Origin of the sequence: Bradyrhizobium ivorense (genome assembly GCF_900696085.1) — a bacterium.
Classification (GTDB): domain Bacteria; phylum Pseudomonadota; class Alphaproteobacteria; order Rhizobiales; family Xanthobacteraceae; genus Bradyrhizobium; species Bradyrhizobium ivorense.
Genome location: NZ_CAADFC020000004.1, coordinates 444,749 through 469,784 on the forward strand (window position 1 = coordinate 444,749; position 25,036 = coordinate 469,784).

27 protein-coding genes and 1 tRNA gene are annotated in these 25,036 nt (G+C 65.1%); 14 read left to right on the forward strand and 14 right to left on the reverse strand.

Going from position 1 to position 25,036, the window contains the following annotated elements:
• Nucleotides 1-194 precede the first annotated feature (194 nt).
• The 4 genes from CI41S_RS02920 to CI41S_RS02935 form a co-directional block, all read right to left on the reverse strand.
• Complete coding sequence (locus CI41S_RS02920) at nt 195-683, reverse strand: hypothetical protein (protein ID WP_139857319.1); 489 nt, start codon at nt 681-683, stop codon at nt 195-197.
• Nucleotides 684-802: 119 nt separating this feature from the next.
• Nucleotides 803-2,017 (reverse strand): dual-specificity RNA methyltransferase RlmN, encoded by a 1,215-nt coding sequence (gene rlmN / locus CI41S_RS02925; RefSeq protein ID WP_139857321.1) that lies wholly within the window; start codon nt 2,015-2,017, stop codon nt 803-805.
• Nucleotides 2,018-2,118: 101 nt separating this feature from the next.
• On the reverse strand, nt 2,119-2,685 hold the full coding sequence (locus tag CI41S_RS02930; protein WP_430649992.1) for an invasion associated locus B family protein: 567 nt from the start codon (nt 2,683-2,685) through the stop codon (nt 2,119-2,121).
• A gap of 181 nt (nt 2,686-2,866) precedes the next feature.
• A complete protein-coding gene (locus CI41S_RS02935; RefSeq protein WP_139857325.1) occupies nt 2,867-3,706 on the reverse strand; it encodes an SDR family oxidoreductase in 840 nt (279 codons plus the stop codon).
• 89 nt (nt 3,707-3,795) lie between these two features.
• Here CI41S_RS02935 and CI41S_RS02940 point away from each other — a divergent pair, with 89 nt between their 5' ends.
• The gene (locus tag CI41S_RS02940; protein WP_139857328.1) at nt 3,796-4,776 is read left to right on the forward strand and encodes an NADPH:quinone oxidoreductase family protein; all 981 of its coding nucleotides are present in this window, start codon (nt 3,796-3,798) and stop codon (nt 4,774-4,776) included.
• Nucleotides 4,777-5,129: 353 nt separating this feature from the next.
• On the opposite strand, the gene CI41S_RS02945 is transcribed toward CI41S_RS02940, so the two are convergent.
• Together CI41S_RS02945 and CI41S_RS02950 are read right to left on the reverse strand one after the other, a co-directional pair.
• Nucleotides 5,130-5,522 (reverse strand): YkvA family protein, encoded by a 393-nt coding sequence (locus tag CI41S_RS02945; RefSeq protein ID WP_139857331.1) that lies wholly within the window; start codon nt 5,520-5,522, stop codon nt 5,130-5,132.
• Between the two features lie 226 nt (nt 5,523-5,748).
• A complete protein-coding gene (locus CI41S_RS02950) occupies nt 5,749-6,048 on the reverse strand; it encodes a 4a-hydroxytetrahydrobiopterin dehydratase (protein ID WP_139857333.1) in 300 nt (99 codons plus the stop codon).
• 310 nt (nt 6,049-6,358) lie between these two features.
• Here CI41S_RS02950 and CI41S_RS02955 point away from each other — a divergent pair, with 310 nt between their 5' ends.
• Complete coding sequence (locus CI41S_RS02955; RefSeq protein WP_139857336.1) at nt 6,359-7,765, forward strand: TAXI family TRAP transporter solute-binding subunit; 1,407 nt, start codon at nt 6,359-6,361, stop codon at nt 7,763-7,765.
• 394 nt (nt 7,766-8,159) lie between these two features.
• The gene (locus tag CI41S_RS02960; RefSeq protein ID WP_139857338.1) at nt 8,160-9,722 is read left to right on the forward strand and encodes an alkaline phosphatase D family protein; all 1,563 of its coding nucleotides are present in this window, start codon (nt 8,160-8,162) and stop codon (nt 9,720-9,722) included.
• Between the two features lie 207 nt (nt 9,723-9,929).
• Here CI41S_RS02960 and CI41S_RS02965 read toward each other — a convergent pair whose 3' ends face one another.
• Nucleotides 9,930-10,295 (reverse strand): response regulator, encoded by a 366-nt coding sequence (locus CI41S_RS02965; RefSeq protein WP_244626394.1) that lies wholly within the window; start codon nt 10,293-10,295, stop codon nt 9,930-9,932.
• Between the two features lie 284 nt (nt 10,296-10,579).
• Here CI41S_RS02965 and CI41S_RS02970 point away from each other — a divergent pair, with 284 nt between their 5' ends.
• The 8 genes from CI41S_RS02970 to CI41S_RS03005 all read left to right on the forward strand — a co-directional run bounded on the left by CI41S_RS02970 (nt 10,580) and on the right by CI41S_RS03005 (nt 18,125).
• Complete coding sequence (locus CI41S_RS02970) at nt 10,580-11,344, forward strand: Crp/Fnr family transcriptional regulator (RefSeq protein WP_139857344.1); 765 nt, start codon at nt 10,580-10,582, stop codon at nt 11,342-11,344.
• A gap of 262 nt (nt 11,345-11,606) precedes the next feature.
• A complete protein-coding gene (locus tag CI41S_RS02975; RefSeq protein ID WP_139857346.1) occupies nt 11,607-12,326 on the forward strand; it encodes a prolipoprotein diacylglyceryl transferase in 720 nt (239 codons plus the stop codon).
• Nucleotides 12,307-13,752 (forward strand): radical SAM protein, encoded by a 1,446-nt coding sequence (locus CI41S_RS02980; RefSeq protein WP_139857348.1) that lies wholly within the window; start codon nt 12,307-12,309, stop codon nt 13,750-13,752. Before CI41S_RS02975 ends, CI41S_RS02980 begins: the two co-directional genes overlap by 20 nt.
• On the forward strand, nt 13,749-14,009 hold the full coding sequence (locus CI41S_RS02985; protein WP_139857350.1) for a hypothetical protein: 261 nt from the start codon (nt 13,749-13,751) through the stop codon (nt 14,007-14,009). The genes CI41S_RS02980 and CI41S_RS02985 overlap by 4 nt, the downstream gene beginning before the upstream one ends.
• Nucleotides 14,010-14,026: 17 nt before the next feature.
• Nucleotides 14,027-14,281 carry a hypothetical protein gene (locus CI41S_RS02990; RefSeq protein WP_139857352.1) on the forward strand — a complete coding sequence of 85 codons (255 nt, stop codon included), beginning with the start codon at nt 14,027-14,029 and terminating at the stop codon, nt 14,279-14,281.
• Between the two features lie 109 nt (nt 14,282-14,390).
• Entirely contained in the window at nt 14,391-14,546 is a 156-nt protein-coding gene (locus tag CI41S_RS43260) for a hypothetical protein (protein WP_172627890.1), read from the forward strand.
• A gap of 276 nt (nt 14,547-14,822) precedes the next feature.
• Entirely contained in the window at nt 14,823-16,649 is a 1,827-nt protein-coding gene (typA, locus tag CI41S_RS02995) for a translational GTPase TypA (protein ID WP_139479500.1), read from the forward strand.
• Between the two features lie 228 nt (nt 16,650-16,877).
• Nucleotides 16,878-18,125, forward strand: coding sequence for a flavin monoamine oxidase family protein (locus CI41S_RS03005; protein WP_139857354.1), 1,248 nt, complete (start codon nt 16,878-16,880; stop codon nt 18,123-18,125).
• Nucleotides 18,126-18,219: 94 nt separating this feature from the next.
• Here the strand turns inward: CI41S_RS03005 and CI41S_RS03010 are convergent, their stop codons facing one another.
• Genes CI41S_RS03010 through CI41S_RS03020 form a run of 3 tightly spaced genes read right to left on the reverse strand, consistent with a single transcriptional unit; the run spans nt 18,220 to nt 20,522 of the window.
• Nucleotides 18,220-18,627: a thiol-disulfide oxidoreductase DCC family protein gene (locus tag CI41S_RS03010; RefSeq protein WP_139857357.1), complete on the reverse strand. Its 408-nt coding sequence runs from the start codon at nt 18,625-18,627 to the stop codon at nt 18,220-18,222.
• 41 nt (nt 18,628-18,668) lie between these two features.
• The gene (locus tag CI41S_RS03015; protein WP_139857359.1) at nt 18,669-19,994 is read right to left on the reverse strand and encodes an SDR family oxidoreductase; all 1,326 of its coding nucleotides are present in this window, start codon (nt 19,992-19,994) and stop codon (nt 18,669-18,671) included.
• A gap of 60 nt (nt 19,995-20,054) precedes the next feature.
• On the reverse strand, nt 20,055-20,522 hold the full coding sequence (locus CI41S_RS03020; protein WP_139857361.1) for a DUF2269 family protein: 468 nt from the start codon (nt 20,520-20,522) through the stop codon (nt 20,055-20,057).
• Nucleotides 20,523-20,874: 352 nt separating this feature from the next.
• Here CI41S_RS03020 and CI41S_RS03025 point away from each other — a divergent pair, with 352 nt between their 5' ends.
• Together CI41S_RS03025 and ppa are read left to right on the forward strand one after the other, a co-directional pair.
• Entirely contained in the window at nt 20,875-21,384 is a 510-nt protein-coding gene (locus CI41S_RS03025; protein WP_139479505.1) for a GNAT family N-acetyltransferase, read from the forward strand.
• A gap of 156 nt (nt 21,385-21,540) precedes the next feature.
• Nucleotides 21,541-22,074: an inorganic diphosphatase gene (ppa, locus tag CI41S_RS03030; protein ID WP_139479506.1), complete on the forward strand. Its 534-nt coding sequence runs from the start codon at nt 21,541-21,543 to the stop codon at nt 22,072-22,074.
• A 227-nt stretch (nt 22,075-22,301) separates the two neighbouring features.
• Here ppa and folD read toward each other — a convergent pair whose 3' ends face one another.
• The 3 genes from folD to CI41S_RS03045 are packed head-to-tail and all read right to left on the reverse strand — an operon-like array spanning nt 22,302 to nt 23,843.
• Nucleotides 22,302-23,186, reverse strand: coding sequence for a bifunctional methylenetetrahydrofolate dehydrogenase/methenyltetrahydrofolate cyclohydrolase FolD (folD, locus tag CI41S_RS03035; RefSeq protein ID WP_139857363.1), 885 nt, complete (start codon nt 23,184-23,186; stop codon nt 22,302-22,304).
• A 1-nt stretch (nt 23,187) separates the two neighbouring features.
• Nucleotides 23,188-23,517, reverse strand: coding sequence for a DUF167 domain-containing protein (locus tag CI41S_RS03040; protein ID WP_139858547.1), 330 nt, complete (start codon nt 23,515-23,517; stop codon nt 23,188-23,190).
• A 35-nt stretch (nt 23,518-23,552) separates the two neighbouring features.
• On the reverse strand, nt 23,553-23,843 hold the full coding sequence (locus CI41S_RS03045; RefSeq protein WP_139479508.1) for a YggT family protein: 291 nt from the start codon (nt 23,841-23,843) through the stop codon (nt 23,553-23,555).
• Nucleotides 23,844-24,024: 181 nt separating this feature from the next.
• Between CI41S_RS03045 and CI41S_RS03050 the strand changes: the two genes are divergently transcribed.
• A tRNA-Ala gene (locus CI41S_RS03050) sits at nt 24,025-24,100 on the forward strand.
• Between the two features lie 126 nt (nt 24,101-24,226).
• Here the strand turns inward: CI41S_RS03050 and CI41S_RS03055 are convergent.
• Complete coding sequence (locus CI41S_RS03055) at nt 24,227-25,036, reverse strand: enoyl-CoA hydratase (RefSeq protein ID WP_139857365.1); 810 nt, start codon at nt 25,034-25,036, stop codon at nt 24,227-24,229.

A 25,036-nucleotide genomic window follows, 5' to 3' on the forward strand; every position in this document is an offset into this window, starting at 1 on the left:
GGATGACGGTGTTGGTTTGCTCAGCTTGCTCGGTGTCATCACCCGGCTTGACCGGGTGATCCAGTATTCCAGAGACGCCGGTGATAGAAGCGAGAGGCCGCGGCGTACTGGATCGCCCGGTCCATGTGCGCAATTGCGCACAGGCCGGGCGATGACAGCGGTGGGTGAGGACAAAGCTTCACACCCTCTCAGGATCACGGCTGCGGCCGCGAATGCGACGGCAATGGCGGCGGCGGCGTCAGCGGGCGCGGCGGCTCGCGCCAGGCGCCGGCGCTACGGCCGGCGATCAGCCAGTAGACCAGGCCGGCGACGATGCCGGCGCCGGTCATGATCTCCAAATGCCGGCGCACGATGCCGTCGAACCGCATCGTATCGGGATCGAACGGGATCAGGCCGAGATAGCAGGCCGCGCCGACCACCGCGCCACCGACCGCATAGGCCAGCACGCTGCGGATATAGAAGGCCTCGGTGATCAGCACCACGATCAGCGCGGGCAGCAGCGCGAAGCCGGAAATGAAGATGAAGCCGAAGCCGAGCACGATGTTGATCGCGCTCTGGTCCATCTGTCCGCCGAAATCGCTGATCTCGGGATACAGCACCGCGCCGACCACGATGGCGCCGGCGACAAAGCAGGCCATCAGGAAGGCGAAGAACACGACGAACAGGCGGCCGATCAGCGCCATGCTACCTCCCCGTCATTGCGAGCGCAGCGAAGCAATCCATTGCCACCGAGTGCGCGGAAGGATGGATTGCTTCGCTGCGCTCGCAATGACGATATGGAGAGCGCGGTGCGCCACAACACTCAATCCGTCATCGCCATCGCGCGCAGCGCCTGGCGCTCGCGCGCGGAGAGCTTTTCGGTCTCCGACTTGAGCTGGCCGCAGGCGGCGAGGATGTCGCGGCCGCGCGGGGTGCGCACCGGCGAGGAATAGCCGGCGTTGAAGATGTATTCGGAGAATTTTTCGATCTGGTCCCAGTCCGAGCATTCGTAGGCCGTGCCCGGCCATGGATTGAACGGGATCAGATTGATCTTCGCCGGAATGCCCTTGAGCAGCTTCACCAGCAGTTTCGCATCATCGAGCGAATCGTTGACGCCCTTCAGCATCACATATTCGAAGGTGATGCGCCGCGCGTTCGAGGCGCCGGGGTAATCGCGGCAGGCCTGCAGCAAGTCCTTGATCGGATACTTGCGGTTCAGCGGCACCAGCTCGTTGCGCAGTTCGTCGCGCACCGCGTGCAGCGAGATCGCGAGCATCACGCCGATCTCCTCGCCGGTGCGCGCAATGTTCGGCACCACGCCCGAGGTCGACAGCGTAATGCGCCGGCGCGAAATGCCGATGCCCTCATTGTCGGCGACGATCAGAAGCGCATCGCGCACCGCGTCGAAATTGTACAGCGGCTCGCCCATCCCCATCATCACGATGTTGGTGACGCGCCGCGTGCCGTCCTCGCGGTCGGCCCAATCATTGAGCCGGTCGCGCGCCACCATCACCTGGCCGACGATCTCGCCGGCGGTGAGATTGCGCACCAGCCGCTGCGTGCCGGTATGGCAGAACGCGCAGTTCAGCGTGCAGCCGACCTGCGAGGACACACAGAGCGTGCCGCGATCGGTCTCGGGGATGTAGACGCACTCGACCTCGTGCGGCCGCTCCAGCGCGTTGCCGCTCGGCAGCCGCAGCAGCCATTTGCGGGTGCCGTCGTTGGAGATCTGCTCGGCAACCACCTCGGGACGGTCGACGGTGAAATGCTTTTCCAGCTCGGCGCGCATGTCCTTCGAGACGTTGGTCATCTCGGCAAAGTTCTTGGCGCCGCGGAAATACATCCAGTGCCAGAGCTGCTGGGTGCGCATCTTGCGCTGCGCAGGCGCAACGCCGATCTCGCCGAGGCGGTCGGCGATTTCGGCGCGCGACAGCCCGATCAGCGACGGCTTGGCCGGCGGCACATAGGTTTCCAGCGGAACCTTTTCGACCAGCGTATTGGCGCCGGGCACAGCAGTGGTGGTCTGGGTGTCGGTCATGAAACCTCAAATAGGCCTTCCAGCCGGTGCTGGAAAGCCACCAAATACCTCGATTTTACGTCTCTTGTACGCCTCTTGGGCGAATCGCAACGCCGGCAGTCTTAGCGTCGGCAGTCCTGGTTCAACCGATCAAGCGCCTGCGACAGGCCCTTCAGCGAAAACGTGTCCGTGGTCTCGGTGCCCTTGGCCGAGACCGCCTTCACCGTCACGTCGGCCGATTTGCGCATGGCTTCCACCATCCGCTCCTCCTCGGCCGCGTTCTTGATCCAGAGCCCGTCGCCCTGGGTGTACATCGCATAGGTCCCGCCGCCGACCTGGAGCGTCGATTCCGAGCCCGGCTTCACGGCGTAGCCGATCATGATCGAGACCTCGTTGACGACCTTCTCCGCCGGACGGGTCGAGACGAAGGCGTAGGCCGGATCGCGCGGCCGGTTCGGCGGGTTGGTCTTGGACGACGACGGCTTTGCCAGCGCAAAGCAGACCTTCTTGCCGTTCGGCGACGCCGTGTAGGCGCCCCAGGTGCCGAATTGCCCGATCAGTGTCGGCTCCGCGCCGCCGGCCGCAGCCGCGGCGGCCGAAGGCGCCGGCTTGGCTGCTTCCTTGGCCGCTTCCTTCGCATCCTTCTTGGGTGCAGCCTGCACCGGCGCAAGGAAGACGATCCCGCACACGAGGCTGCACGTAGCCAATGATGTCAGTATTTGCCGCACGGCCAACTGGTTCCCCCATCATTGTGACTGGAAGATGGCTCGGCGATTCGCCCCCCGCCGGCGCGGATGGATAACCGGGAAACGCCTGTTTGGGAAGGCAGTTACACCGAGAGATCGGCGCGCAGCGTGGCCCTGTTGCGCATCATGCTTTGGTGCGCGCCGCGCGCTGCTTCTCCCACTGTTCGTCGGTCCATTGCAGCAGGTCCTCGGCACCGGAACTGCGCAAATGCGCGCCGCCGTCGACCACCACCATCTCGCCATTGATGTAGCCGCCCTGGTCGGAGATCAGGAAGCTCGCGAGATTGGCCAACTCGGAATGCTCACCGGCGCGGCCGAGCGGAACACGCTGCGCCCAGCTCTCGCCGCGCCCCTCGGGACGCAGCTGTCCCGTCGCGCCGGGAGTGGGGAACGCACCCGGCGCAATCGCCACCGTGCGAATCCCCTTCGGGCCCCATTCCACCGCGAGGCTCTTGGTCATCGCCAGCACCGCGGTCTTGGCCATCGACGACGGCACGGTGAAGGCGCGGCCGGTGATGGTCGAGGTCGAGAGGATCGAGAGCACCACGCCCTTGTGCTTGCCCTCGATCCAGCGGCGGCCGGCGGCGAGCGTGCAATACAGCGTGCCGTGCAAGGTCGGCGCGAGGATCGCGTCCGCCGCACGGAATGACAGATGCTCGGTCTGCGCGATGAAGGTTGCGGCAGCATTGTTGACGAGAACGTCGATCGGCGCGTCCTGCCAGACCTGATCCATCATCGCCTCGACCGCCGCGCCATCGCGGATGTCGCAACGCGCGGTCGACACCTTCGCCCCGAATTCGCTGTGGAATTTGGCTGCGGTCTCTTCCAGCAGCTCCTGCCGGCGTCCGCAGATGATCAATTCGGCGCCGAGTTCGGCAAAGCGGCGGCCCATCGCCGCGCCGAGCCCGGAGCCGCCACCGGTGATCAGGATGCGCTTGTGTGCCAGCAGGCCTTTTTCAAACATAGTTTGATCCTCCGCTTTGTATTGTCGCTCCGCGCCAAATCCGGCAAAGAAGCTTTCAGCCTTTTTGCGTCCGAAACTCAGGTGTGTCCATGAAAGCCATCCTCTGCTCGCAATACTGTCAACCCGACGACCTCGTGCTGGCTGACGTACCCGATCCGGTGGCCGCGCCGGGCGAAGCCGTGATCGCGATCAAGGCGGCGGCGCTGAACTTCTTCGATATCCTGATGATCCAGGGCAAGTACCAGATCAAGCCGCCGTTCCCGTTCTCGCCGGCCGCGGAAGTCGCGGGCGTGATCGAGAGCGTCGGCGATGGCGTCACCGATCTCAAGGTCGGCGACCGCGTCGTGGCGTCGTGCGGCCACAACGGCGCACGCGACAAGATCGCGCTGCCGGCGAACTCGATCGTGAAGATCCCCGACAATCTCGACTACGATCGCGCTGCCGGCATCATCATCATCTACGGCACCGCGCTGCATGCGCTGGAAGATCGCGCCAGCCCGAAGCCGGGCGAGACGCTCGCGGTGTTAGGGGCCGCCGGAGGCACCGGGCTTGCGGCGTGCGAGCTCGGCAAGCTGATGGGCCTCAAGGTGATCGCCTGCGCCTCATCGGACGAGAAGCTCGAATTCGCAAAGCAGCACGGCGCCGAGCTGACGCTGAACTACGCCAAGGAAGATTTGAAGGAAGGCCTGCGCAAGCTGACCGGCGGCAAGGGCGCCGACATCGTGTTCGATCCGGTCGGCGGCGCCTATGCCGAAGCGGCGCTGCGCTCCACCGCGTGGGAAGGCCGCTTCCTGGTGATCGGCTTTGCCGCCGGCGACATTCCAAAAATCCCGCTCAACCTTGCGCTGCTCAAGGGCTGCGACATCAGAGGCGTGTTCTGGGGCGCCTGGGCGCGGCTCAATCCGGACAAGAACCGCAAGAACCTCGAGAAGCTGGTGCAGTGGACCGCGGAAGGCAAGATCTCCTCGCATGTCGACCGCACCTTCCCGCTGTCGCAGACCGCGGAAGCACTGAAGGTGCTCGCCGGCCGCAAGGCGATGGGCAAGGTGATTTTGCATCCGGGAAGCTGAGAGCGCGATTGCGTAGTGTGGGCAAAGCGACGCGTGCCCACCATCACGCGCACGGAGCAAGAATGGTGGGCACGTCGCTAGCGCTCCTTTGCCCACCCTAAGAAATCGTAGCCCGGATGGAGCACAGCGAAATCCAGGGCCGGTGCTCGAACGTGAGAGAAGATTCCCGGATTTCGCTTTCGCTTCATCCGGGCTACGCAGCTCCCTCCCCCGTCATCCTGAGGTGCGAGCTCTTGCGAGCCTCGAAGGATGAATCGGCCACCAGCCGGGCCGTGCATCCTTCGAGGCTCGCCGAAGAGGCTCGCACCTCAGGATGACGGATTGAGGATCCGTAGCCCGCAAAAGCTTGCACGTCAGGACGACGGGTCGAGAGGTGCATCATCCACCCCGCGCTTCAGCGCAGCACGGGCGGCTTCGCGGTGCTCGGGGGTGATGTGGCTTGCCACCATGCGGATCGCGGTGGCGAGCACGGCGGCGTCGTCGGTGAAGCCGAGGATCGGCAGCATGTCGGGCACGAAGTCGAACGGCAGCACGAAATAGGCGATCGCGCCGAGCAACGCCGCCTGCACATGGCGCGGCGTCTGGCGGTCGAACGCGCAATAGTAGGCGGCGAGCAGTTCCTCGGCAAAAGGCAGGCTTCCCACCACCTTCTTGAACTTGATCCAGAAACGGCGGCGCACGCTTTCCGGGTCCTGCGCCAGCCGGTCGGCAGGCCCAAATCCCGCACCGTGATCAGTCGATGGCATCGCTCGAGTTCCTCGACGCCGCACGACGGTTCGGCGGCGGACGGAACGAATCTGGGGGTTTTCGCCGACTGCCGCAAGGTTCCCGTCATTGCGAGCCAACGGGTCGGCGCAAAGCGCCGCCCGATGACAGGCTCCGCGAAGCAATCCATCTTTCCGCACGCCGGGCGCCAATGGATTGCTTCGCTGCGCTCGCAATGACGGGGCGCGGAGGAGCCGTGAGGTCAGTTCACCCAAGCTGCCTTGCGATCGCGTTCATGGCCTTGGCGAGGTCGATATCGCGCTTGGTCACCCCGCCGACGTCATGGGTCGCCAGCACCACCTCGACCGTCTTGTAGACGTTCTTCCATTCCGGGTGATGGTCGTTCTTCTCGGCGACCAGGGCGGCGCGGGCCATGAAGCCGAAGGCCTCGTTGAAGTCCTTGAACACGAAGGTTTTGGTGATCGCCTCGCGGCCGGCCACCTCCGACCATCCCGCCAATTCCCAGAGCGCGGCCTTCATTGCTTCCGCTGACAGCCGTTCGACCATATCAAACCCTCCCGCTTGGCCCTGATTCCAGGGCATTTCCGGTTCTGACCAGATCAGAGCCGAAGCTCTAGCTTGTTGTTTTGACGCGCTTTCTTCGCGCGAACCGGCATCCGCTTGGCGCCAAACCGCTGTGACCTAACAACCGGTGCCCGCATCGGATCCATGCCGAAATTAAGGCCGAAATCGCGTCCTATGGCCACTGGTAACCATGACGGAGTTGTAACATCTGTCGGTTCAGGAATTTGCTACTAGATAGGGATATACGCGCGTTGACAGTGCCGAGACCGAGCCCCGACCGCTTGCGAGATCGATGACCGACGGCCCCGCCAACCTATCGCCAAAACCGCTGCGTTCGGCGAAGCGGCGGGTGATCTTCGTTTTGATCGCGGGCGTGCTCGCCATCATCGGCACCCTGACCGCAGGCTATTACTTCGCGGTGCGCCCGGTGACGCTGAAGATCGCGGTCGGGCCGGCCAACAGCGACGATCTCAGGGTGGTGCAGGCGCTCGCGCAGGCCTTCAACAACAACCAGCAGCACAGCCAGGTCAAGCTCCGCCCGGTGCCGACCGAGGGCGCCAGCGCGAGCGCGCAGGCGCTCGGCGAGGGCAAGGCCGACCTCGCCATCATCCGCGGCGATCTCGATGTGCCGAAGAACGCGCAGGCGGTTGCGACGCTGCGCAAGAACGTCGTGGTGATGTGGGCTCCGCCCAGCAAAGGCAAGGCGCGCAAGGGCGCGAAGATCACCAAGATCACCCAGCTCGCCGGCCACAAGATCGCCGTCGTCGGCCGCACCCCGGCCAACGTTAATCTGCTCAAGCTGATCCTGCAGCAATACGGCGTCGATCCAAACAAGGTCGAGATCGTCCAGTTCCCGGCCAATGAGGCGGCCGACGCGATCCGCAACCAGAAGGCCGACGCCTATCTCGCCGCGGGTCCCGCCAACAGCAAGATCACGATCGATGCGATCACCGCATCGAGCCGCGACGGCGGCGAGCCGACCTTCCTTGCGATCGACGCCGCGGAGGCGATCTCGCAGAACCATCCGGCCTATGAGGCCGCCGAGATTCCTGCCGGCTCGCTCGGCACGGCGAACCGGCCCGAGGACGAGGTGAAGACCATCAGCTTCGCGCATCACATCGTGGCGCGGAAGGGACTGGCGGAATCCACCGTCGCGGCGTTCACCCGGCAATTGTTCGCGATCCGCCAGCAGCTCAAGACCGACTTCCCGCTCGCCGCCAAGATCGAGACCCCCGACACCGACAAGGACGCCACCATCCCGGTGCATCCGGGCGCCGCCGCCTTTGTCGACGGCGAGGAAAAGACCTTCCTCGACCGCTACAGCGATTACATCTGGTGGGGCCTGATGGCGCTCTCGGCGATGGGCTCGGCCGGCGCCTGGTTCGCCGGCTATCTCAAGCAGGACGAGCGCAACACCAACACCTCGCAGCGCGAGCGCCTGCTGGAGATGCTGAAGACTGCGCGGCAGAGCGATTCGACCGACGAGCTCGATCAGTTGCAGGCCGAGGCCGACGACATCCTGCGCCACACGCTGGACTGCTACGAGCACGGCGCGATCGAGGAAGGCACGCTGACCGCGTTCAACATCGCGCTCGAGCAGTTTCACAACGCCGTCGCCGACCGCAAGGCGCTGCTGCTGAGCATGCCGCAAAACCTGCAGCGCGCCGCGACCCAGTTCAGGGCCGCGGGGACGGCGTAGCTTTCATCTCCTCTTAAGAACGACTCTCCCTTCCACCCCGACGAGCGGCCCACGTCAGGGAGCCACCGGCGGCAGGGTTCCCTCCCCCCTTACGGGGGAGGGTTAGGGAGAGGGGTGCCACACGACGTGCTCTCTCGATAGCGCTTCGACGGAGAGAGAATCGTTGCGAACGCGAAACACGCCTCGATCATCTCGCCTGGGGCTTACCCCTCTCCCCAGCCCTCCCCCGCAAGGGGGGAGGGAGCCCTGCCTGCGTGCTCACCTGACGTAGAAGCTGGCAGCGATCCCGGAGCCGATTTCGCCCACCCCTGTAATCTCGCCGTCATGGAATTTTTCTAGGTCTTGCCCCGCTTGCGGCGCATTGTCGCGCTCGCGACCCCTGAGGAGGATCCCCATGACAATCCGGTTTTCGCGCAAGCTGACCCGCCGGCGCTTCTTGTCCACTGCGGCGGCGGCCGGCGTCGGGGTCATCGCGATGCCCTATCTGTCGCGCGCCGCCGATCGCCCGGTGATCACCCATGGCGTGCAGTCCGGCGATGTCGGCACCGACGGCGGCGTGGTGTGGGCGCGGGCCGACCGCCCGGCGCAGATGATGGTCGAGGTCGCGACGTCAGAATCATTCAAGGATGCCCGCACGCTGCCGCCGATCGCGGCGCTGCCGGAGAGCGACTTCACCGCCAAGATGCTGCTGGAGAACCTGCCGTCCGGGCAGGACATCTTCTACCGGGTCCGCTTCCGCGATCTGTCGCATATCGACATCGTCGGCGAGCCGGTGGTCGGCCGCTTCCGCACCGCGCCGAGCGACCGCCGCGACGTCTCCTTCGTGTGGGGCGGCGACGTCGCCGGCCAGGGCTGGGGCATCAACCCCGATGACGGCGGCATGTTCACCTTCTCGGCGATGAAGAAGCACAATCCGGATTTCTTCCTGCATTCCGGCGACACCATCTATGCCGACGGCGTCATCAACGCCGAGCAGAAGCAGCCCGACGGCAATATCTGGAAGAACATCACGGTTGCCGAGAAGGCCAAGGTCGCCGAGACGCTCGACGAATTCCGCGGCGCGCACAAGTACAACATGCTCGACGAGAATCTGCGCGCGTTCAACGCCGAGGTGCCGATCTTCGTGCAGTGGGACGACCACGAGGTGACCAACAACTGGTCGCTGTCGAAACAACTGCCGGCGGCCTACAAGGAGCGCGACATCACGCTGCTGGCCGCGCGGGCGGCGCGCGCCTTCCACGAGATGTATCCGATGCGCGAGAGCATCGTCGAGCCGGGCCGGGTCTATCGCACGCTGAGCTACGGCCCGCATCTCGACGTGTTCATGCTCGACGAGCGCAGCTATCGCGGCCCGAACGGCCCGAATTTGCAGGAGAGCTACGATCCCGGCGCCTATTTCCTCGGGCCCGAGCAGCTCGCCTGGCTGAAGCGCGGCCTGCTCAACTCGCGCGCCACCTGGAAGGTGATCGCCTCCGACATGCCGCTGTCGCTGATCGTCTATGACGATGCCGCCAACAAGAAAGGATCCGAGGCGTTCGCGCAGGGCGACGGCCCGGCGCGCGGCCGCGAGCTCGAGATCGCCGACATCCTGCGCTTCATCAAGACCTCGGGCGTCGTCAACACGGTGTGGCTGACCGCCGACGTGCACTACGCCGCCGCGCACTACTACAATCCGAACAAGGCCCAGTTCCAGGACTTCGACCCGTTCTGGGAATTCGTCTCCGGCCCGCTGCATGCCGGCACGTTCGGCCCGAACGAGCTCGACAACACGTTCGGCCCCGAGGTGAAGTTCGTCAAGGCGCCGGGCGAAGCCAACCAGAACCTGCCGCCGTCGGCCGGCATGCAGTTCTTCGGCCACGTCAAGATCGACGGCAAGAGCGGCCAGATGACGGTCAGCCTGCGCGACCGCAAGGACGTCGAGCTGTGGTCGATCGCGCTCGATCCGAAGGTGGTGTGAACACCGCTTCAACTGGATGACGCCGACACTCCGTCGATGGAGTGCAGCTCCGTCTTCCCCTTCCCCCTGCAAGGGGGAAGGTCGGGATGGGGGTCAGCCACGAGCACCGTCGCGTGTGGAGACAGCAGATCCCCACCCGCTTTGCTCTGGCGAGCAAAGCGACCTCCCCTTTTCAAGGGAAGGTGAGGAGCCCGCAGCCCCCGGCGTTCACTGCGGCTGCGCGCTGTGCCCCTGCCGCAACGCCGCCTGCAGGGCGTCGATCGAACACGGCTTGGTCAGCCGCGGCTTGTCGGCAAGCGACGGCGGCAGCCTGATCTCCGCGCCATAACCGGTGACGAACACGTAGGGCACGCCGAGCGCATCGAGACGCTCGGCGATTGCGAATGTCGTCTCGCCTCTGACGAGGCCGACGTCGAGCAGCGCGAAATCCGGCGCATGCGCTGCGATCAGATCGAGCGCCCGCGCTACGTTGGCAGCGGTGCGCACCGTGCGGGCGCCGAAGCCGAGGATGGTGTCCTCGAAATAGAGCGAGATCATCGGGTCGTCCTCGACGATGAGGACGTCACCGGGCATGCAGATATTGTGGGCGGGGTCCATGGCTCACCAGAATCCGTTTCATGCGGCATGATCCGGAAAAGTGTGAAGCGGTTTTCCGATCAGATCATGCTCAACAAAGAGCGTGAGGTTGAGGCCGGATCAGGTCCGGCCGGCTGGCCCGCGACCGGCGCCCCTGTCGAGCACGCCGGCTGTTCCCGGCATGAAACCAACACATCGCAGGCCGCGCCGTCTGTTCACTAGTGCACACAAATGCGGGAACTTTTCATCTAACGTCCGCGTTGGATGTGCAGGAATTTCCAATGACAAACAGACAGACGGACTTGGCCGGGACAAGCGACCGGCCGTTCAACAATCTTTTGCGCCGGCTCAACGCCGCCGACTATGCGCTGATCGCACCGCATCTCGTGCCGGTGGACGGGCGGGCCAACGACCTGTTCTACAACCCCGGCGACGATGTCCAGACCGTGCACTTTCCGTGCGGGCCGAGTCTCGTTGCCTACATGGTGCCGAACGAGGACGGGCGCGACGTCGAGACCATCCTGGTCGGCCGCGAGGGCGCGGTCGGCGGCATCGTCAGCCAGGGTTTTCTGCCGGCTTACACCCGCATCACCGTCAAGTTCGGCGGGCCGTTCGTGCGGCTGCCGATCAGCAAGCTCGACGCCGCCAAGCTCAAATCGATCTCGGTGCGCAACATCTTCGCGCGCTATGCCGACTGCCTGCTGGCGCAGATCTTCCAATCCACCGCCTGCAACGCGATCCATTCGATCGAGCAGCGCGCCGCGAAATGGATCATCTCGGCGATGGAGCGCACCGACGGCGACGGCGTGGTGCCGCTGACGCATGAGCAACTCTCGACGTTGCTCGGCGTCGGCCGCAGCTACACCAGTCGGGTGATCCAGGGCTTCAAGGCCGAGGGCGTGCTGGAGACCCGCCGCGGCGCGATCATGGTTCGCGATCCGGACCGGCTGCGACAGCGCGCCTGCCGGTGCAACGACGCGGTCAAGGATCATTTCGAAGAGGTGCTGCGCGGCGTCTATCCGAAGGAGGACAATCCGGTGAACTGAGGCGGTGAAGTCGCCTCTCCCCGCTTGCGGGGAGAGGCCGGATTGCATCGCCAGATGCAATCCGGGTGAGGGGGAGCCTCCGCGAACTCATTGCTTGCGGAATTTGCTGAAGCAGCCCCTCACCCCAACCCTCTCCCCGTAAGAACGGGGAGAGGGAGAGGAGAGAGGGCCGCGCACACGGCTTCTCCTCTCCCCGCTCTTTGCGTGGAGAGGGAGTGCCGGCAGCTATCGCGGACCGCGAAATTCGCGTTACACTCGCGTCATGAGTGGGGCTGGACTGCACGCCATCTTCGACGTTGCCGCATGGTGCGCCGCGGGAGCAGCCATGTGGTGGCTGTCGCGGGTGCGCGGGCTGCAATTCCCCAGACAATCCTTCGAATTGTCCTACATCGCCGCGCTGGTGTTCGGCGCCGGGATCGGCGCCTACATCTTCGGCACGCTGAACCTGTGGGCCTCGGGTATGGCGGGCATCGCGCGCTCGGTCGAGGGCGCGCTGGCCGGCGGCATCATCGCGATCGAGCTCTACAAATGGCGGCACGGTATCTCCTTACGCACCGGCGCGCGCTTCGCGCTGCCGTTCGCGGTCGGCGTCGCGGTCGGCCGGCTCGGCTGCTACTTCGCGGGGCTGGAGGATTTCACTTACGGCACGCCGACCGCGCTGCCCTGGGGGCATGATTTCGGCGACGGCGTCTCGCGCCACCCGGTGCAGCTCTATGAGAGCTTGGCGATGGCGGCGTTCGCGGCCTTCTATGTCGGGTCGGTTTTGAACCGCAACGCCGCTGTGATCACCAACGGATTCTACCTCGTCCTGCTCTATTACGGACTGCAGCGCTTCATCTGGGAATTCCTAAAACCCTACGGTGGGCTGCTCGGCCCGTTCTCGCTGTTTCACCTGCTGTCGCTGTTTGTCATGGTCTATGCCGCCGTCATGCTGGCGACGGCGCCACGAGTGAGTTTGAAGCATGAACGCGCCGCTGCGTAAGGCCCGCCCTTACATCTTCTGGGGCCAGACCCAATCGCTCTGCGAAACCTGCCTGACCCTGGTGCCGACCAAGATCCAGATCCTCGGCAACGAGGTGTGGTACGAGAAGCGCTGCAAGCAACACGGCGTGCAGTCGACGCTGGTCTCGACCGATTCGGCCTATTGGCGGCTGTGCAAGGATTTCATCAAGCCCGGCGACCGGCCGCTCGCGTTCCAGCGCCACACCGAATTCGGCTGCCCCTACGATTGCGGGCTGTGCCCGGACCATGAGCAGCACTCCTGCCTGGCGCTGATCGAGATCACTGAGCACTGCAACCTGACCTGCCCGGTGTGTTTTGCCGACTCCTCGCCGGCGCGCACCAGCTTCACGCCGCTGGCCAAGATCGAGAAGATGCTGGATGCGCTGGTCGCCAGCGAGGGCGAGCCGGATCTGGTGCAGATCTCCGGCGGCGAGCCGACGCTGCATCCGGATTTCTTCGCCATCCTGGATGCGGTGCGGGCGCGGCCGATCCGCCATGTCATGATCAACACCAACGGCCTGCGCATCGCGCGCGAGCCGGAATTCGTAGCAAGGCTTGCCGAGAACAAGCGCGGGCTGGAAGTCTATCTGCAATTCGATTCGCTGAAGCGCGACGCGCTGGTCAATCTGCGCGGCGCGGACTTGCGAAAAATCCGCCAGCAGGCGCTGGAGAATCTCGAGCGTTACGGCGTCTCGACCACGCTGGTCGCGACCATCAAGCGCGGCGTTAACGATGCCGAGATCGGCGACATCGTCCGCCATGCGCTGACCTGGAAATGCGTCCGCGGCGTCACCTTGCAGCCGGTGCAGGACGCCGGCCGCAACGAGAATTTCGACAAGAACACCGACCGCATCATGCTGTCGGAAATCCGCAAGCAGGTGATCGCTACCGGTGTGTTCGGCGCTAACGACATGATCCCGCTGCCCTGCAATCCCGAGAGCATCTCGATCGGCTACGGGCTGCGCAACGGCGACAAGGTACTGCCGCTGACCTCGCTGATCCCGCAGGAGCAACTGATCGCGGTGATGCCGAACACGATCAGCCCGGAGAAATATCCGGTGCTGCGGGAAAAATTCGTCGATCTATTCTCGCTGTCATCGGGGCCGCTCAACACCTCGGAGCGGGTCTGCGAACTGCTGTGCTGCCTGCCGAGCTTCGAGGTGCCGGAGGGCCTCACTTACGAGAACGTGTTCCGCGTCACCATCGTGCAGTTTCTCGATCGCTTCAATTTCTGCGTCGGCAACGTCAAGCGCAGCTGCATCCACTTCGTCACCGAGAGCGGCGCGATCATCCCGTTCGACACCTACAATCTGTTCTACCGCGACGGAAAGATCGCTCGTATCCGCGCCGCGCTGGCGGGCCAGACCTACCGCGAGGCGCGGCCGCGCGAAGAGGTGCCGCGATGAGCGACTACGGCACGCCACCAAAAATCCCGCCGCCGCTGCCGCCGTCGTCGCAGCCCGGCGGCTGCGGCACCGCGTTGATGCTGCTGTTTGGCGTGATCCTGCTGCTGCCCGGGCTCTGCGCCATCCTGTTCCTGGTCGGCTCGGTGACGACCGGCGGCGCCGATTCGACGCTGGTCGGCCTCGGGGTCTTTGGTCTCATGCTCGGCGCGATCGGGGTGATGCTGCTCTACACCGCCGTCAAAGGCCGAGCGCGCTGACCGAGGACCGACCATCAATGAGCGAGACCGGCACCACATCCCCCGTTCCACCCGCACCGCCGCCACGGCGGCACGGCTGCGCGACCGCCTTCATGGTGCTGTTCGGGATCATCCTGCTGCTGCCCGGCCTGTGCGCCATCCTGTTCGGGTTCGGCATCCTCGCCGATCAGCGCCCCGATGCCACCATTCTGGCGCTGATTCTCCTCGGCCTGCTCGTCGGCTCGGCCGGCGTGTTGCTGATCTACGCCGCGATCAAGGGACCCAGGGCCTAGCCACATCATGAGCAGTTCTGATCAGACCCCGCCAAGCCAGCCACCGGAGCCGCCGTACCAATACGTTCCCCCGCCTCCGGAGCCGCGCAGCGGCTGTTTGACTTCGTTCATGCTGGCCGTCGGCGTCATCCTGCTGCTGCCGGGCGTGCTGTGTGCAGTCCTGCTCGTCGCTTCAGGTGAAACGGGCGGGGGTCCATTCGGGTACGTGATGTTGTTGATCGTGTTTGCCGTTGTATTGATCGTCGGGGCACAGTCCCGAAAATAGCGCGGGATAAAGGAACCCGCCCGGACTGGCCCTAATTTCGATCAACGAACCCGCCAATAAACCGTTGTTTTTTGGCGATTTCTGACTATATTGCGCCGCAACGCGCAAGGTGCCCGGTCCGGACGACCGGGCTTCCTTTTTGGGGCGATGCGTCCCCGTCAAATTTCTTAGGTATGAGCGTGATCCGGGCCCCGATCGGGCCGCGAGAGCGAACGGCCGGCCCCGATGGTCCGGCGAGATCGCGCCAGGACCTTTTGCACGACCAGAAGAAGAGCCATGAACCTTCGTAACGTCGCCATCATCGCCCACGTCGACCACGGCAAGACCACCCTCGTCGACCGCCTGCTGCAGCAATCCGGCACCTTCCGCGAGAATCAGAAGGTCGCCGAGCGCGCCATGGACTCCAACGATCTGGAGCGCGAGCGCGGCATCACCATTCTGGCCAAAGCCGCTTCGGTGCAGTGGAAGGACATTCGCATCAACATCGTCGACACCCCCGGCCACGCCGACTTCGGCGGCGAGGTCGAGCGCATCCTCAACATGGTGGACGGTGCGCTGGTGCTGGTCGACGCCGCGGAAGGCCCGCTGCCGCAGACCAAGTTCGTGGTGTCGAAGGCGCTCAAGATCGGCCTCAAGCCGATCGTCGTGATCAACAAGGTCGACCGTCCCGACGCGCGCCCGACCGAGGTGATCAACGAGGTGTTCGACCTGTTCGCGGCGCTCGACGCCAGCGAGGAGCAGCTCGACTTCCCGATCCTCTACGGTTCAGCCAAGCAGGGCTGGATGGGCGACAGCCCGGAGGCCTCGCATGACGCCGGCATGCAGCCGCTGTTCGACCTGATCGTGCGCCATGTCGAGCCGCCGAAGGTCGAGCAGGGTCCGTTCCGCATGATCGGCACCATCCTCGAGGCCAATCCCTATCTCGGCCGCATCATCACCGGCCGCATCTCCTCCGGCTCGATCAAGCCGAACCAGCAGGTCAAGGTGCTCGGCGCCGACGGCAAGCTGATCGAAAGCGGCCGCCTGACCAAGATTCTGGCCTTCCGCGGCCTCGAGCGCACCCCGCTCGATGAGGCCGAAGCCGGCGACATCGTCGCGATCGCGGGCCTGACCAAGGGCACCGTCGCCGACACCTTCTGCGATCCCAGCGTCGAGACGCCGCTGCCGGCGCAGCCGATCGATCCGCCGACGGTGTCGATGTCGTTCATCGTCAACAACTCGCCGCTCGCAGGCACCGAAGGCGACAAGGTGACCTCGCGCATGATCCGCGACCGCCTGCTGCGCGAGGCCGAGGGCAATGTCGCGCTGCGCGTCGTCGAGGCCGCCGACAAGGACTCCATGGAGGTGTCGGGCCGCGGCGAATTGCAGCTCGCAATCCTGATCGAGACCATGCGCCGCGAGGGCTTTGAGCTCTCGGTGTCGCGCCCCCGCGTCGTGCTGCAGAAGGACGAGGCCACCGGTCAGTTGCAGGAGCCGATCGAAGAAGTCGTGATCGACGTCGACGAGGAGCATTCCGGCGTCGTCGTGCAGAAGATGAGCGAGCGCAAGGCCGAGATGATCGAGATGCGCCCCTCCGGCGGCAACCGCCTGCGGCTGGTGTTCTACGCGCCGACCCGCGGCCTGATCGGCTACCAGGGCGAACTGCTCACCGACACCCGCGGCACCGCGATCATGAACCGCATCTTCCACGGCTATGCCGCCTACAAGGGCGAGATCCAGGGCCGCCGCAACGGCGTGCTGATCTCGAACGACCAGGGCGAAGCGGTGGCTTACGCGATGTTCAAGCTGGAAGACCGCGGCCCGATGATGATCGAGCCGGGCTGGAAGGTCTACAAGGGCATGATCGTCGGCGAGCACACCCGCGACAACGATCTCGAGATCAACGTGCTCAAGGGCAAGCAGCTCACCAACATCCGCACCACCTCGAAGGACGAAGCGGTGCGCCTGACCCCGCCGATCCGCATGACGCTGGAAAAGGCGCTCGCCTATATCGAGGACGACGAGCTCGTCGAGGTGACGCCGAAGTCGATCCGGCTGCGCAAGAAGCATCTCGATCCGAACGAGCGCAAGCGCGCGGAAAAGGCCAAGGAAGCTGTGGCGTAAGCCCCACTGTCGTGCCCCGGCTTGCCGCCTCCGCTAAGCTCCGGCGCGCCCGAGATCGCAAGCCCCGTCGAAGCCTTGGCGTAGACGGGACCGGGGCACCCAGTACGCCGCGGCCTCTCGGCTCTATCATCGCCGTCTCTGGAATACTGGATCACCCGCTTTCGCGGGTGATGACAGTCATGCTCGTGGCGGCTTCTGGCACGCTGCCGAACGTGCTAGAGCCAAGGCATGAGTTCCCTCCCCTCAACGATCGACGTCGCCATCATCGGCGCAGGTGCAGCGGGCCTCGGCGCGGCCAATGCGCTGAAGGATTCCGGCCTCTCCAGCATCGTGCTGGAGGCCCGCGACCGGCTCGGCGGCCGCGCCCACACCGTCATGGCGGCGCCTGACGTCGTGTTCGACGTCGGCTGCGGCTGGCTGCACTCGGCGGATATGAACAGTTTCGTCCCGATCGCCGAGCGGCTCAATTTCGAGATCAACAAGGACCTGCCGCCGTGGCGCGAGCGCGCCTATGGCAAGGCGTTCCCGCAGGCCGATCGCGACGAATTCGTGTTCGCGCTTGACCAGTTCTACGACCGAATCGAGGCGGCCGCGGTGCGCGGCGACGATGCTCCCGCAAACCTCTTTCTCGAGCCCGGCAATCGCTGGAACCCGATGATCGACGCGATCTCGACCTATGTGAACGGCTGCGAGCTCGACCAGGTCTCGATCCTCGACGTCGACGCGTACGAAGACACCAACGTCAATTGGCGGGTGCGGCGCGGCTACGGCGCGCTGATCGCGGCCTATGGCGCAGAACTGCCGGTCGCGCTGAACTGCGAGGCCCGCCTGATCGATCATTCCGGCAAGCGCATCCGCATCGAGACCTCGCGCGGCACGCTCGAAGCGGACAAGGTGATCGTCACCGTGCCGACCAATCTGATCGCCGATGAGGCGATCCGCTTCTCGCCTGCGCTGCCGGACAAGCTCGACGCCGCGCGCGGCCTGCCGCTCGGCCTCGCCGACAAGGTGACGCTGGCGCTCGCCGAGCCGGAGACGATGCCGAAGGAGGGCAATCTGCGCGGCGCCACCATGCGCACCGAGATGGGCACCTATCATATCCGCCCGTTCGGCCAGCCCTGCATCGAGGGCTTTTTCGGCGGCCGTTTCGCGCAAGCGCTCGAAGACGCCGGCGACGGCGCGATTGCCGCCCACAGCATCGACGAGATCGCCGGCTTCCTCGGCAACGATTTCCGCCGCAAGCTCACCCCGCTCAGGGAATCGCACTGGGCGCACGACCCGTTCGCCCGCGGCTCCTATTCCCACGCCCTGCCCGGCCACGCCGACAAGCGCGCCGTGCTGGCCGCGCCGGTCGACGGCCGGCTGTTCTTTGCCGGCGAGGCAACCTCGCCGCACTTTTTCTCGACGGCGCATGGGGCGAGGGACTCAGGCGAGCGCGCGGCGAAGGAAGTGCTGGTGGAATTGGCGCGCAAGTAACCACATCGTCATTGCGAGCAAAGCGAAGCAATCCATAGCGCCGGGTATGCGGATCGATGGATTGCTTCGCTTCGCTCGCAATGACGGACGAACATCACTCCAGCACCCGCGCCCGCATGTCCGCGTCGGGCACGAAGCACGTCTCGTACTTCCCGAAGATCTTGTAGCGGTTGCGGGCGATGAGGCTGTAGACGGCGTCACGCAGCGGCTTTGGCACTGCGAACAGGGTGCGGATCCAGCTCCAGCCGGGAAGATGGCTCAGCACGGTCAGGGCGGCGTCCGATTTGAGCCATGCGACGCCGCCATGGACCACGGCGTTGGTGTCGGGATCGTCGGGATCGATGCCGAATGTTTTCGCCAGCCGCGTGCCGTAGTCCGACTGGATCGGCGTGAAGCGAAAACGGCGGGCGGTGTCGCGTGCCAGGACGAAGCCGACCCACCGCGAGCAGAAGATGCAGACGCCGTCGTAGAGGATCACGTCATCGTCGGGCCAATGCGGCATCTCGATTTCCTCGGCGGTCTCGCTTCCACCACTTCAAATCGCTATCGATTGTCCAAAATCAACAGCGCGACCAGCATCAGCACGATCGCGGGGCCGGTCTTCACCAGCGCGCCGAGCGGCTCGATCCAGAGGTCCGGCGTCAGGATCGCCGAGCCCGCCATGTAGCCGAGCGAGGCGATGATGCCGGCGACGAGGCCGAACGCCGCGGTGCGGCGGAAGGCGATCAGGACGCCGATACTGATGTCCATCAGGCTGGTCACGACCGTGACGGGTCCGACCAGCGCCGGCGGAAAATCATGCGCGCGCAAGATGCCGGCGGCGGCGTCATAGGAGATGACCAGCGCGATGAAGCCGGAGACGACCCAGAACAGCACAAGGCTGATGAAGATCAGCGCCTTGATCAGGAACAGCCGCGCGAACCATTTGTCCTGAATGGCCGCGGGACGGCTGCCGATGACCTGCGCGCTCGTCTTCGGCACGATGCCGGTTGCCGCCATCCAGGCGGCGGGATCGCCGCTGACGCCGCGGCGCAGCTCCGCGATCGCGGTGGAGCGCAGCGGCGGCATCCAGCCGAGATAGGTCGAAAGATCGCCGAGGCGGGCGCCAAGATCGATCAGGAAAGACGGCGATGCGATGCGAAAATGCTTCGATGTGCCGAACGACCAGCGGAACTGGGCGATGACGCCGCCGAGCGAAATCGGCTGCGGCTGCATCAGGTCCCAGCTCACCGCGCGCACGCTTGCATCTGCAATGTCGCGCGTCGCGAGCCAGGCAATCGTTGCAGAGATATCCTCGACGGCGACCGGCTGGAACGGCGTCGCCGCCTCACCGGCCGGCAGCTCGACCGGAAGCGCGGCCAGCGCGCGCAGCATGGCGCTGCCGCCATAGGCCGAGGGCGCGACGACAAAGCCCGGGCGCAGGATCGCATGGGCGATGGCGGAGGCCGCGATCAGCCGTTCGGCCTCGCGCTTGGTGCTGCTGAAGGCGGTCCGATCCTCGCCGGCCACCCCCGGGATCGAGATGTGGACGAGGCGGACGGCGCGCCCGCTGTCGCGGATCGCCTCGATCAGCCGCGACACGAAATCGCGATGCACCGCGCTGGTGTCGCTGCCGGGGCCGTCCTGCAGCACGCCGAGGCAGTTCACGACGACGCCGGCTTCATGCGTGCGGAGCAGTTGCGCCAGCGCCGCGGCATCCAGCGCCATCACGGGCAATGCGAGGTCGAGCGCGCTCACCTTCTGCGCCGGCGAAAATTGCCGCGCGATCCCGATCACCTGAAAGCCGCGTGCCCGCAGGTCGTCGGTGACATAGCGGCCGATCAGGCCGGAGGCGCCGAGCACGATGATGTTGCGTGTTTGGTCGGTCATCGGAGTCTCATGAGCATGATCCTGTTCGGAAAACCGCTGCACACTTTTCCGGATCATGCTCTAAAAGGGTTTCGCGATCATCAGCCACAGGATGATCATCACCGCGCCGAAGCCGGGAATACCGAACAGGAACCAGCGCCGGAACAGCGCGAAGTAACGCGGCGGCAAAGCATTGCCCTTGCCGGCCGCCGCCTGCGCGAGATCGCGCATCTCGATCTGCATAAACACGACGGGGACCCAGAACGCGCCGGCGACGGCGTAGAGCGCGAGCGAGGCCAGCAGCCAGCGCTCGGTGATGCCGATCGACGACAGCATCATCAACAGCCCGCCGCTGACCGGCTGCAGCAACACCGCCGTCAGCGTGAAGATCATGTCCGCGATCACGACGGTCGCCGCGGTGCGCGCGATGAAGGCGGCATCCTGCGAGCGATGCGCCATCAGCATGAAGAAGGCGATCCCGGTCCCGGTGCCGAGGATCACGATGGCGCCGAGCACATGGAGGTATTTGAGCAGGAAGTACAGCGTCATCGCATTCCGCCTGCGGTCAGAGGCGCCGGTTTCACGTCACCTCAGTTTCTGCCAGAGGCCGGACGCCGGCAAATCGATCGCAGCACGGCCTGCTCCCCGCGCAATGGATTGAATTCCTGTGCCGGATTTGTCCGCGACGAATCAGGCCGGCGATGTCCCGAGCTCTGCACTGTCACAAATCGCCACCGCGCATTGTCGAACGACGAAATCCATCCCGATAAGTGGGTTTGCGACGGCAAGCTGTCCTCTTTCGGTACAAGTTTTCACATCACTGATGCAAAAAATCCACAGGTTAACCGATAATTAACGATGGACCTTGAAGGCGGCGCTGCGACTTGCTTTGATTGTGTCCATGAGCACAACGCTGATCGAGGTCCGGCCGGCCAAAGCTGCAGACGCGGCGGCAGTGGCGTCGACCCATGACGAAGCCTGGCGCTCGGCGTATCAGGGCATCATCCCCGGCGCCGAACTCGAGAAGCTGATCAACCGCCGTGGCCCGCAGTGGTGGGACAGCGCGATCCGCAAGGGCAGCCGCGTCAGCGTGCTGGTGTTCGGCGACAGGATCGCCGGCTACGCCAATTACGGTCGCAACCGCGCCCGCAGCCTGCACTTCGAAGGCGAGATCTACGAGCTCTATCTGCGGCCGGAATTTCAGGGCCTCGGCTTTGGCCGCCGCCTGTTCGCCGCGGCGCGCCGCGACCTGCTGCAGAGCGGCCTCAAGAGCATGGTGATCTGGGCGCTCTCCGACAACGAGCCGGCCACCGAGTTCTACCGCGCGCTGGGCGGCCGCATGGTGGCGCGCTCGTCGGAGCGGTTCGGGCCGAAGTCGCTCGACAAGGTCGCTTTCGCCTGGTCCGCCTGAAAATCCTGCTTCTCTCGCAGCCGCAGCAAGGCTAAACCAGCCGGCGTGCTGCGCGCAGGCCAGCCCGGCCATCGGCCGGGCTTAAAGCCGGTTCGCGTCGAGCGCCAACAAAAATCACCTCCATTCTCAACTTCCAAAGGCCACGCGGAGCAATCCATGCGTATCGACGCCATATCGACCGGAAAGAATCCGCCCCACGACGTCAACGTCATCATCGAAGTGCCGGTCGGAGGCGAGCCGATCAAATACGAGATGGACAAGGAGGCCGGCACGCTGGTGGTCGACCGCTTCCTCTACACGCCGATGCGCTATCCCGGTAATTACGGCTTCATTCCGCACACGCTGTCCGGCGACGGCGACCCCTGCGACGTGCTGATCATCAACACCCGCGCGATCGTGCCGGGCGCGGTGATGAGCGTCCGCCCGGTCGGCGTGCTCTTGATGGAGGACGAGGCCGGCGGCGACGAGAAGATCATCGCGGTGCCGTCCTCGAAGCTGACCCAGCGCTACGACAAGGTGAAGAACTACAGCGACCTTCCGCAGATCACGCTGGACCAGATCCAGCACTTCTTCGAGCACTACAAGGATCTCGAAAAGGGCAAATGGGTGAAGGTGCTGCGCTGGGGCGACGCCGATGAAGCCTGCAGGCTGATCCTGGAAGGGATCGAGCGAGACAAGAAGGCGAAGTGACGTAGCCGTCGCCATTCCGGGCACACTGCCCGGGCTCCCTCGCCCCGCGCTCTTGTCCGCCGAAGCCCGCCTTCGGGCGAAGGCGGATGCGGGGAGAGGGTTGGGGTGAGGGGCTCTCTCGGCGAACTCCAACGCCGACCGGAACACGCGGAGGCTCCCCCTCACCCGACATTCAAGCTTCGCTTGAATGTCGACCTCTCCCCGCAAGCGGGGAGAGGTAAGGAAAGTCACACCGCCGGCGCTGGCAGGCCGTGGATCGCGCAGGCGGCGCGCAGGGTGTTCACCAAAAGGCAGGCCACCGTCATCTGGCCGACGCCGCCGGGCACCGGCGTGATGGCGCCGGCGACTTTGACCGCTTCCTGGAACGCGACGTCGCCGACCAGCTTCGGCTTGCCGCCCTCGACCGGAATGCGGTTGATGCCGACGTCGATCACGGTCGCGCCCGGCTTCAGCCAGTCGCCGCGCACCATCTCCGGCTTGCCGACCGCGGCATAGACCAAGTCGGCCTGGGCGCAGAGCTTTGCCAGGTCGCGCGAGCGCGAATGCGCGATCGTCACCGTGGCGTTCTCGTTCAAGAGCAGCTGCACCAGCGGACGGCCGACCAGGTTGGAACGGCCGATCACGATCGCGTTCATGCCCTCGAGCGAGGGGTGCACGCTCTTGGTCAGGATGATGCAGCCGAGTGGCGTGCAGGGCGACAGCGCGGCAAGGCCGCCGGCGAGCCGTCCGGCATTATGCGGATGCAGGCCGTCGACATCCTTGGCCGGGTCGATCGCGTGGATGATGGTCTCGGTGTGCAGCGATTTCGGCAGCGGCAGCTGCACCAGGATGCCGTGCACCAGCGGATCGCGATTGAGCCGCGCGATCAGCGCCAGCAGATCGGCCTGCGACACGTCGGCGGGTAATTTGTGCTCGAACGAGGCCATGCCGGCGGCCTGGGTCTGGGTATGCTTGCTGCGGACATAGACCTCGCTGGCCGGATCGTTGCCGACCAGTACGACGGCGAGCCCCGGCGTCAGCGCATGGTCCTGCTTGACCCTGATAACCTCAGCGGCGACGCGGGCGCGAAGCTCGGCGGCGATGGCCTTTCCGTCGATGATGCGGGCAGTCATGTCAGTCCTTTGTCTCCTGCTTGGCCGCTGTCAGCTTCCGCAATGTCTCGCCAAGCCCTTTCGGATCGCCGTCGACAGCCACCTGCTTCAGCCGCGAGGTGGCGCCGGACAACAGCTTCACCCTGGCCTTGGGCACGCCGAGCGCCTTGGCCAGCAGCTCGGTCACCGCACGGTTGGCCTCGCCGCCCTCGGCAATGGCGCGGACCCGCACCTTCACCACCGTGCGGCCGTTGGCCAGCGTCTCGATCCCGTCGACGCCGTCACGGCCGCCGCGCGGCGTCACGCGCAAGGCGATGCTGATGCCCTCGGTGGAGTAGCGCCAGGGATCCATCGGCAAGAGTCCATCCAAGGTTCCATCGCGAAGGATCAGATCACGTTGGGATAGATGTAATAGGCGATCACCCGCTGGATGAACATGATGATCAGGATCACGATGATCGGCGAAATATCGAGCCCGCCCAGGTTCGGCATCACGCTGCGGATCGGCCGCAGCACCGGTTCGGTGATGCGGTACAGGAACTCGGCCACCGCGGACACGAACTGGTTGCGCGTGTTGACGACGTTGAAGGCGATCAGCCAGGACAGGATGGCGGCGGCGATCAGCAGCCAGACATAGAGGTCAAGGATGATGATGACGATGTCGAGGACGGCGCGCATGTGGTGGGAGCTCGCAGGTGGGACAACCTGCTAAATATCGGTTCACCCCCCTGCAAACAAGGGAAGTTCCCCGCCCTCCGGGGCAAAAACCGCAGTTTCAGCGTTCTTGACTTGGCCTTGGGCGGCACTGTAAATGGCGCCCTGCTGTCGGCCGGGACACTCAGCATTACCCGGCCGCGATGGGGCCATAGCTCAGCTGGGAGAGCGCGTCGTTCGCAATGACGAGGTCGGCGGTTCGATCCCGCCTGGCTCCACCAGCCTTCGCTCGCTTCGCGAGCTTCGGCTAGGCAAGCCCGGGAAGTCTCTCGTAGCGAAGTGAGCGAAGGCTGCCCCGCCATAGCCCGCAGGGCGACGGCGGGCTGGTGCAGCAAGCCCCTCCCCCCTCACGTCCCCGTAAACCGCGGCGGCCGCTTCTCGACAAAGCTCGCCACGCCTTCCCTGAAATCGTTGCCCTTCAGCGCGATCTGCATTTCGCGGTTGGCGTCGATGGTGGCCTCGGCCAGCGTCTGGAACGGCACGTCGTAGACCTGCCGCTTGATCACTGCGATGGCGCTCGGGGAGACGAAGTCGGCGAGGTCGCGGGCATAGGCGTAGGTTTCCTCGCGCAGCTTGTCCGGCGTCGAGAGCCGGTTGACGAGACCGATGCGCAGCGCCTCCGCGGCCGAGACGCGCCTCGCCGACATCAACAGATCGAGCGCATTGGCGTGACCGACGATCCGCGGCAGCATCCAGCTGATGCCGTGCTCGGCGATCAGGCCACGCCGCGCGAAGGCGGTGGTGAACACCGCGGTGTCGGCGGCAAAGCGCAGATCGCAATACAGCGCATGGACGAGACCGATGCCGGCAGTGGCGCCGTTGAGCATCGCGATGATTGGCTTTTTGATCGCAGGGTAATAGGCATAGCGCGTCTGCCAGTCGGCGCGGCGATTCATGTCGAACGGAATGCTCTCGCCGCGGCGGACCTCGTTCGGATCGATGCCCTGCAGCGCCTCCATGTCGGCGCCGGCGCAGAAGCCGCGGCCCGCGCCGGTCAGCACGATGACGCGAACATCGTCGTCATTGGCCGCCGCATCCATCGCCTGACGCACGTCGCGCTCCATGGTTGCGGTCCACGCATTCATGCGGTCGGGACGATTGAGCGTGATGGTCGCGATCCGGTCGCTGACCTCGTAGAGGATGTGCTGGTAGCTCAC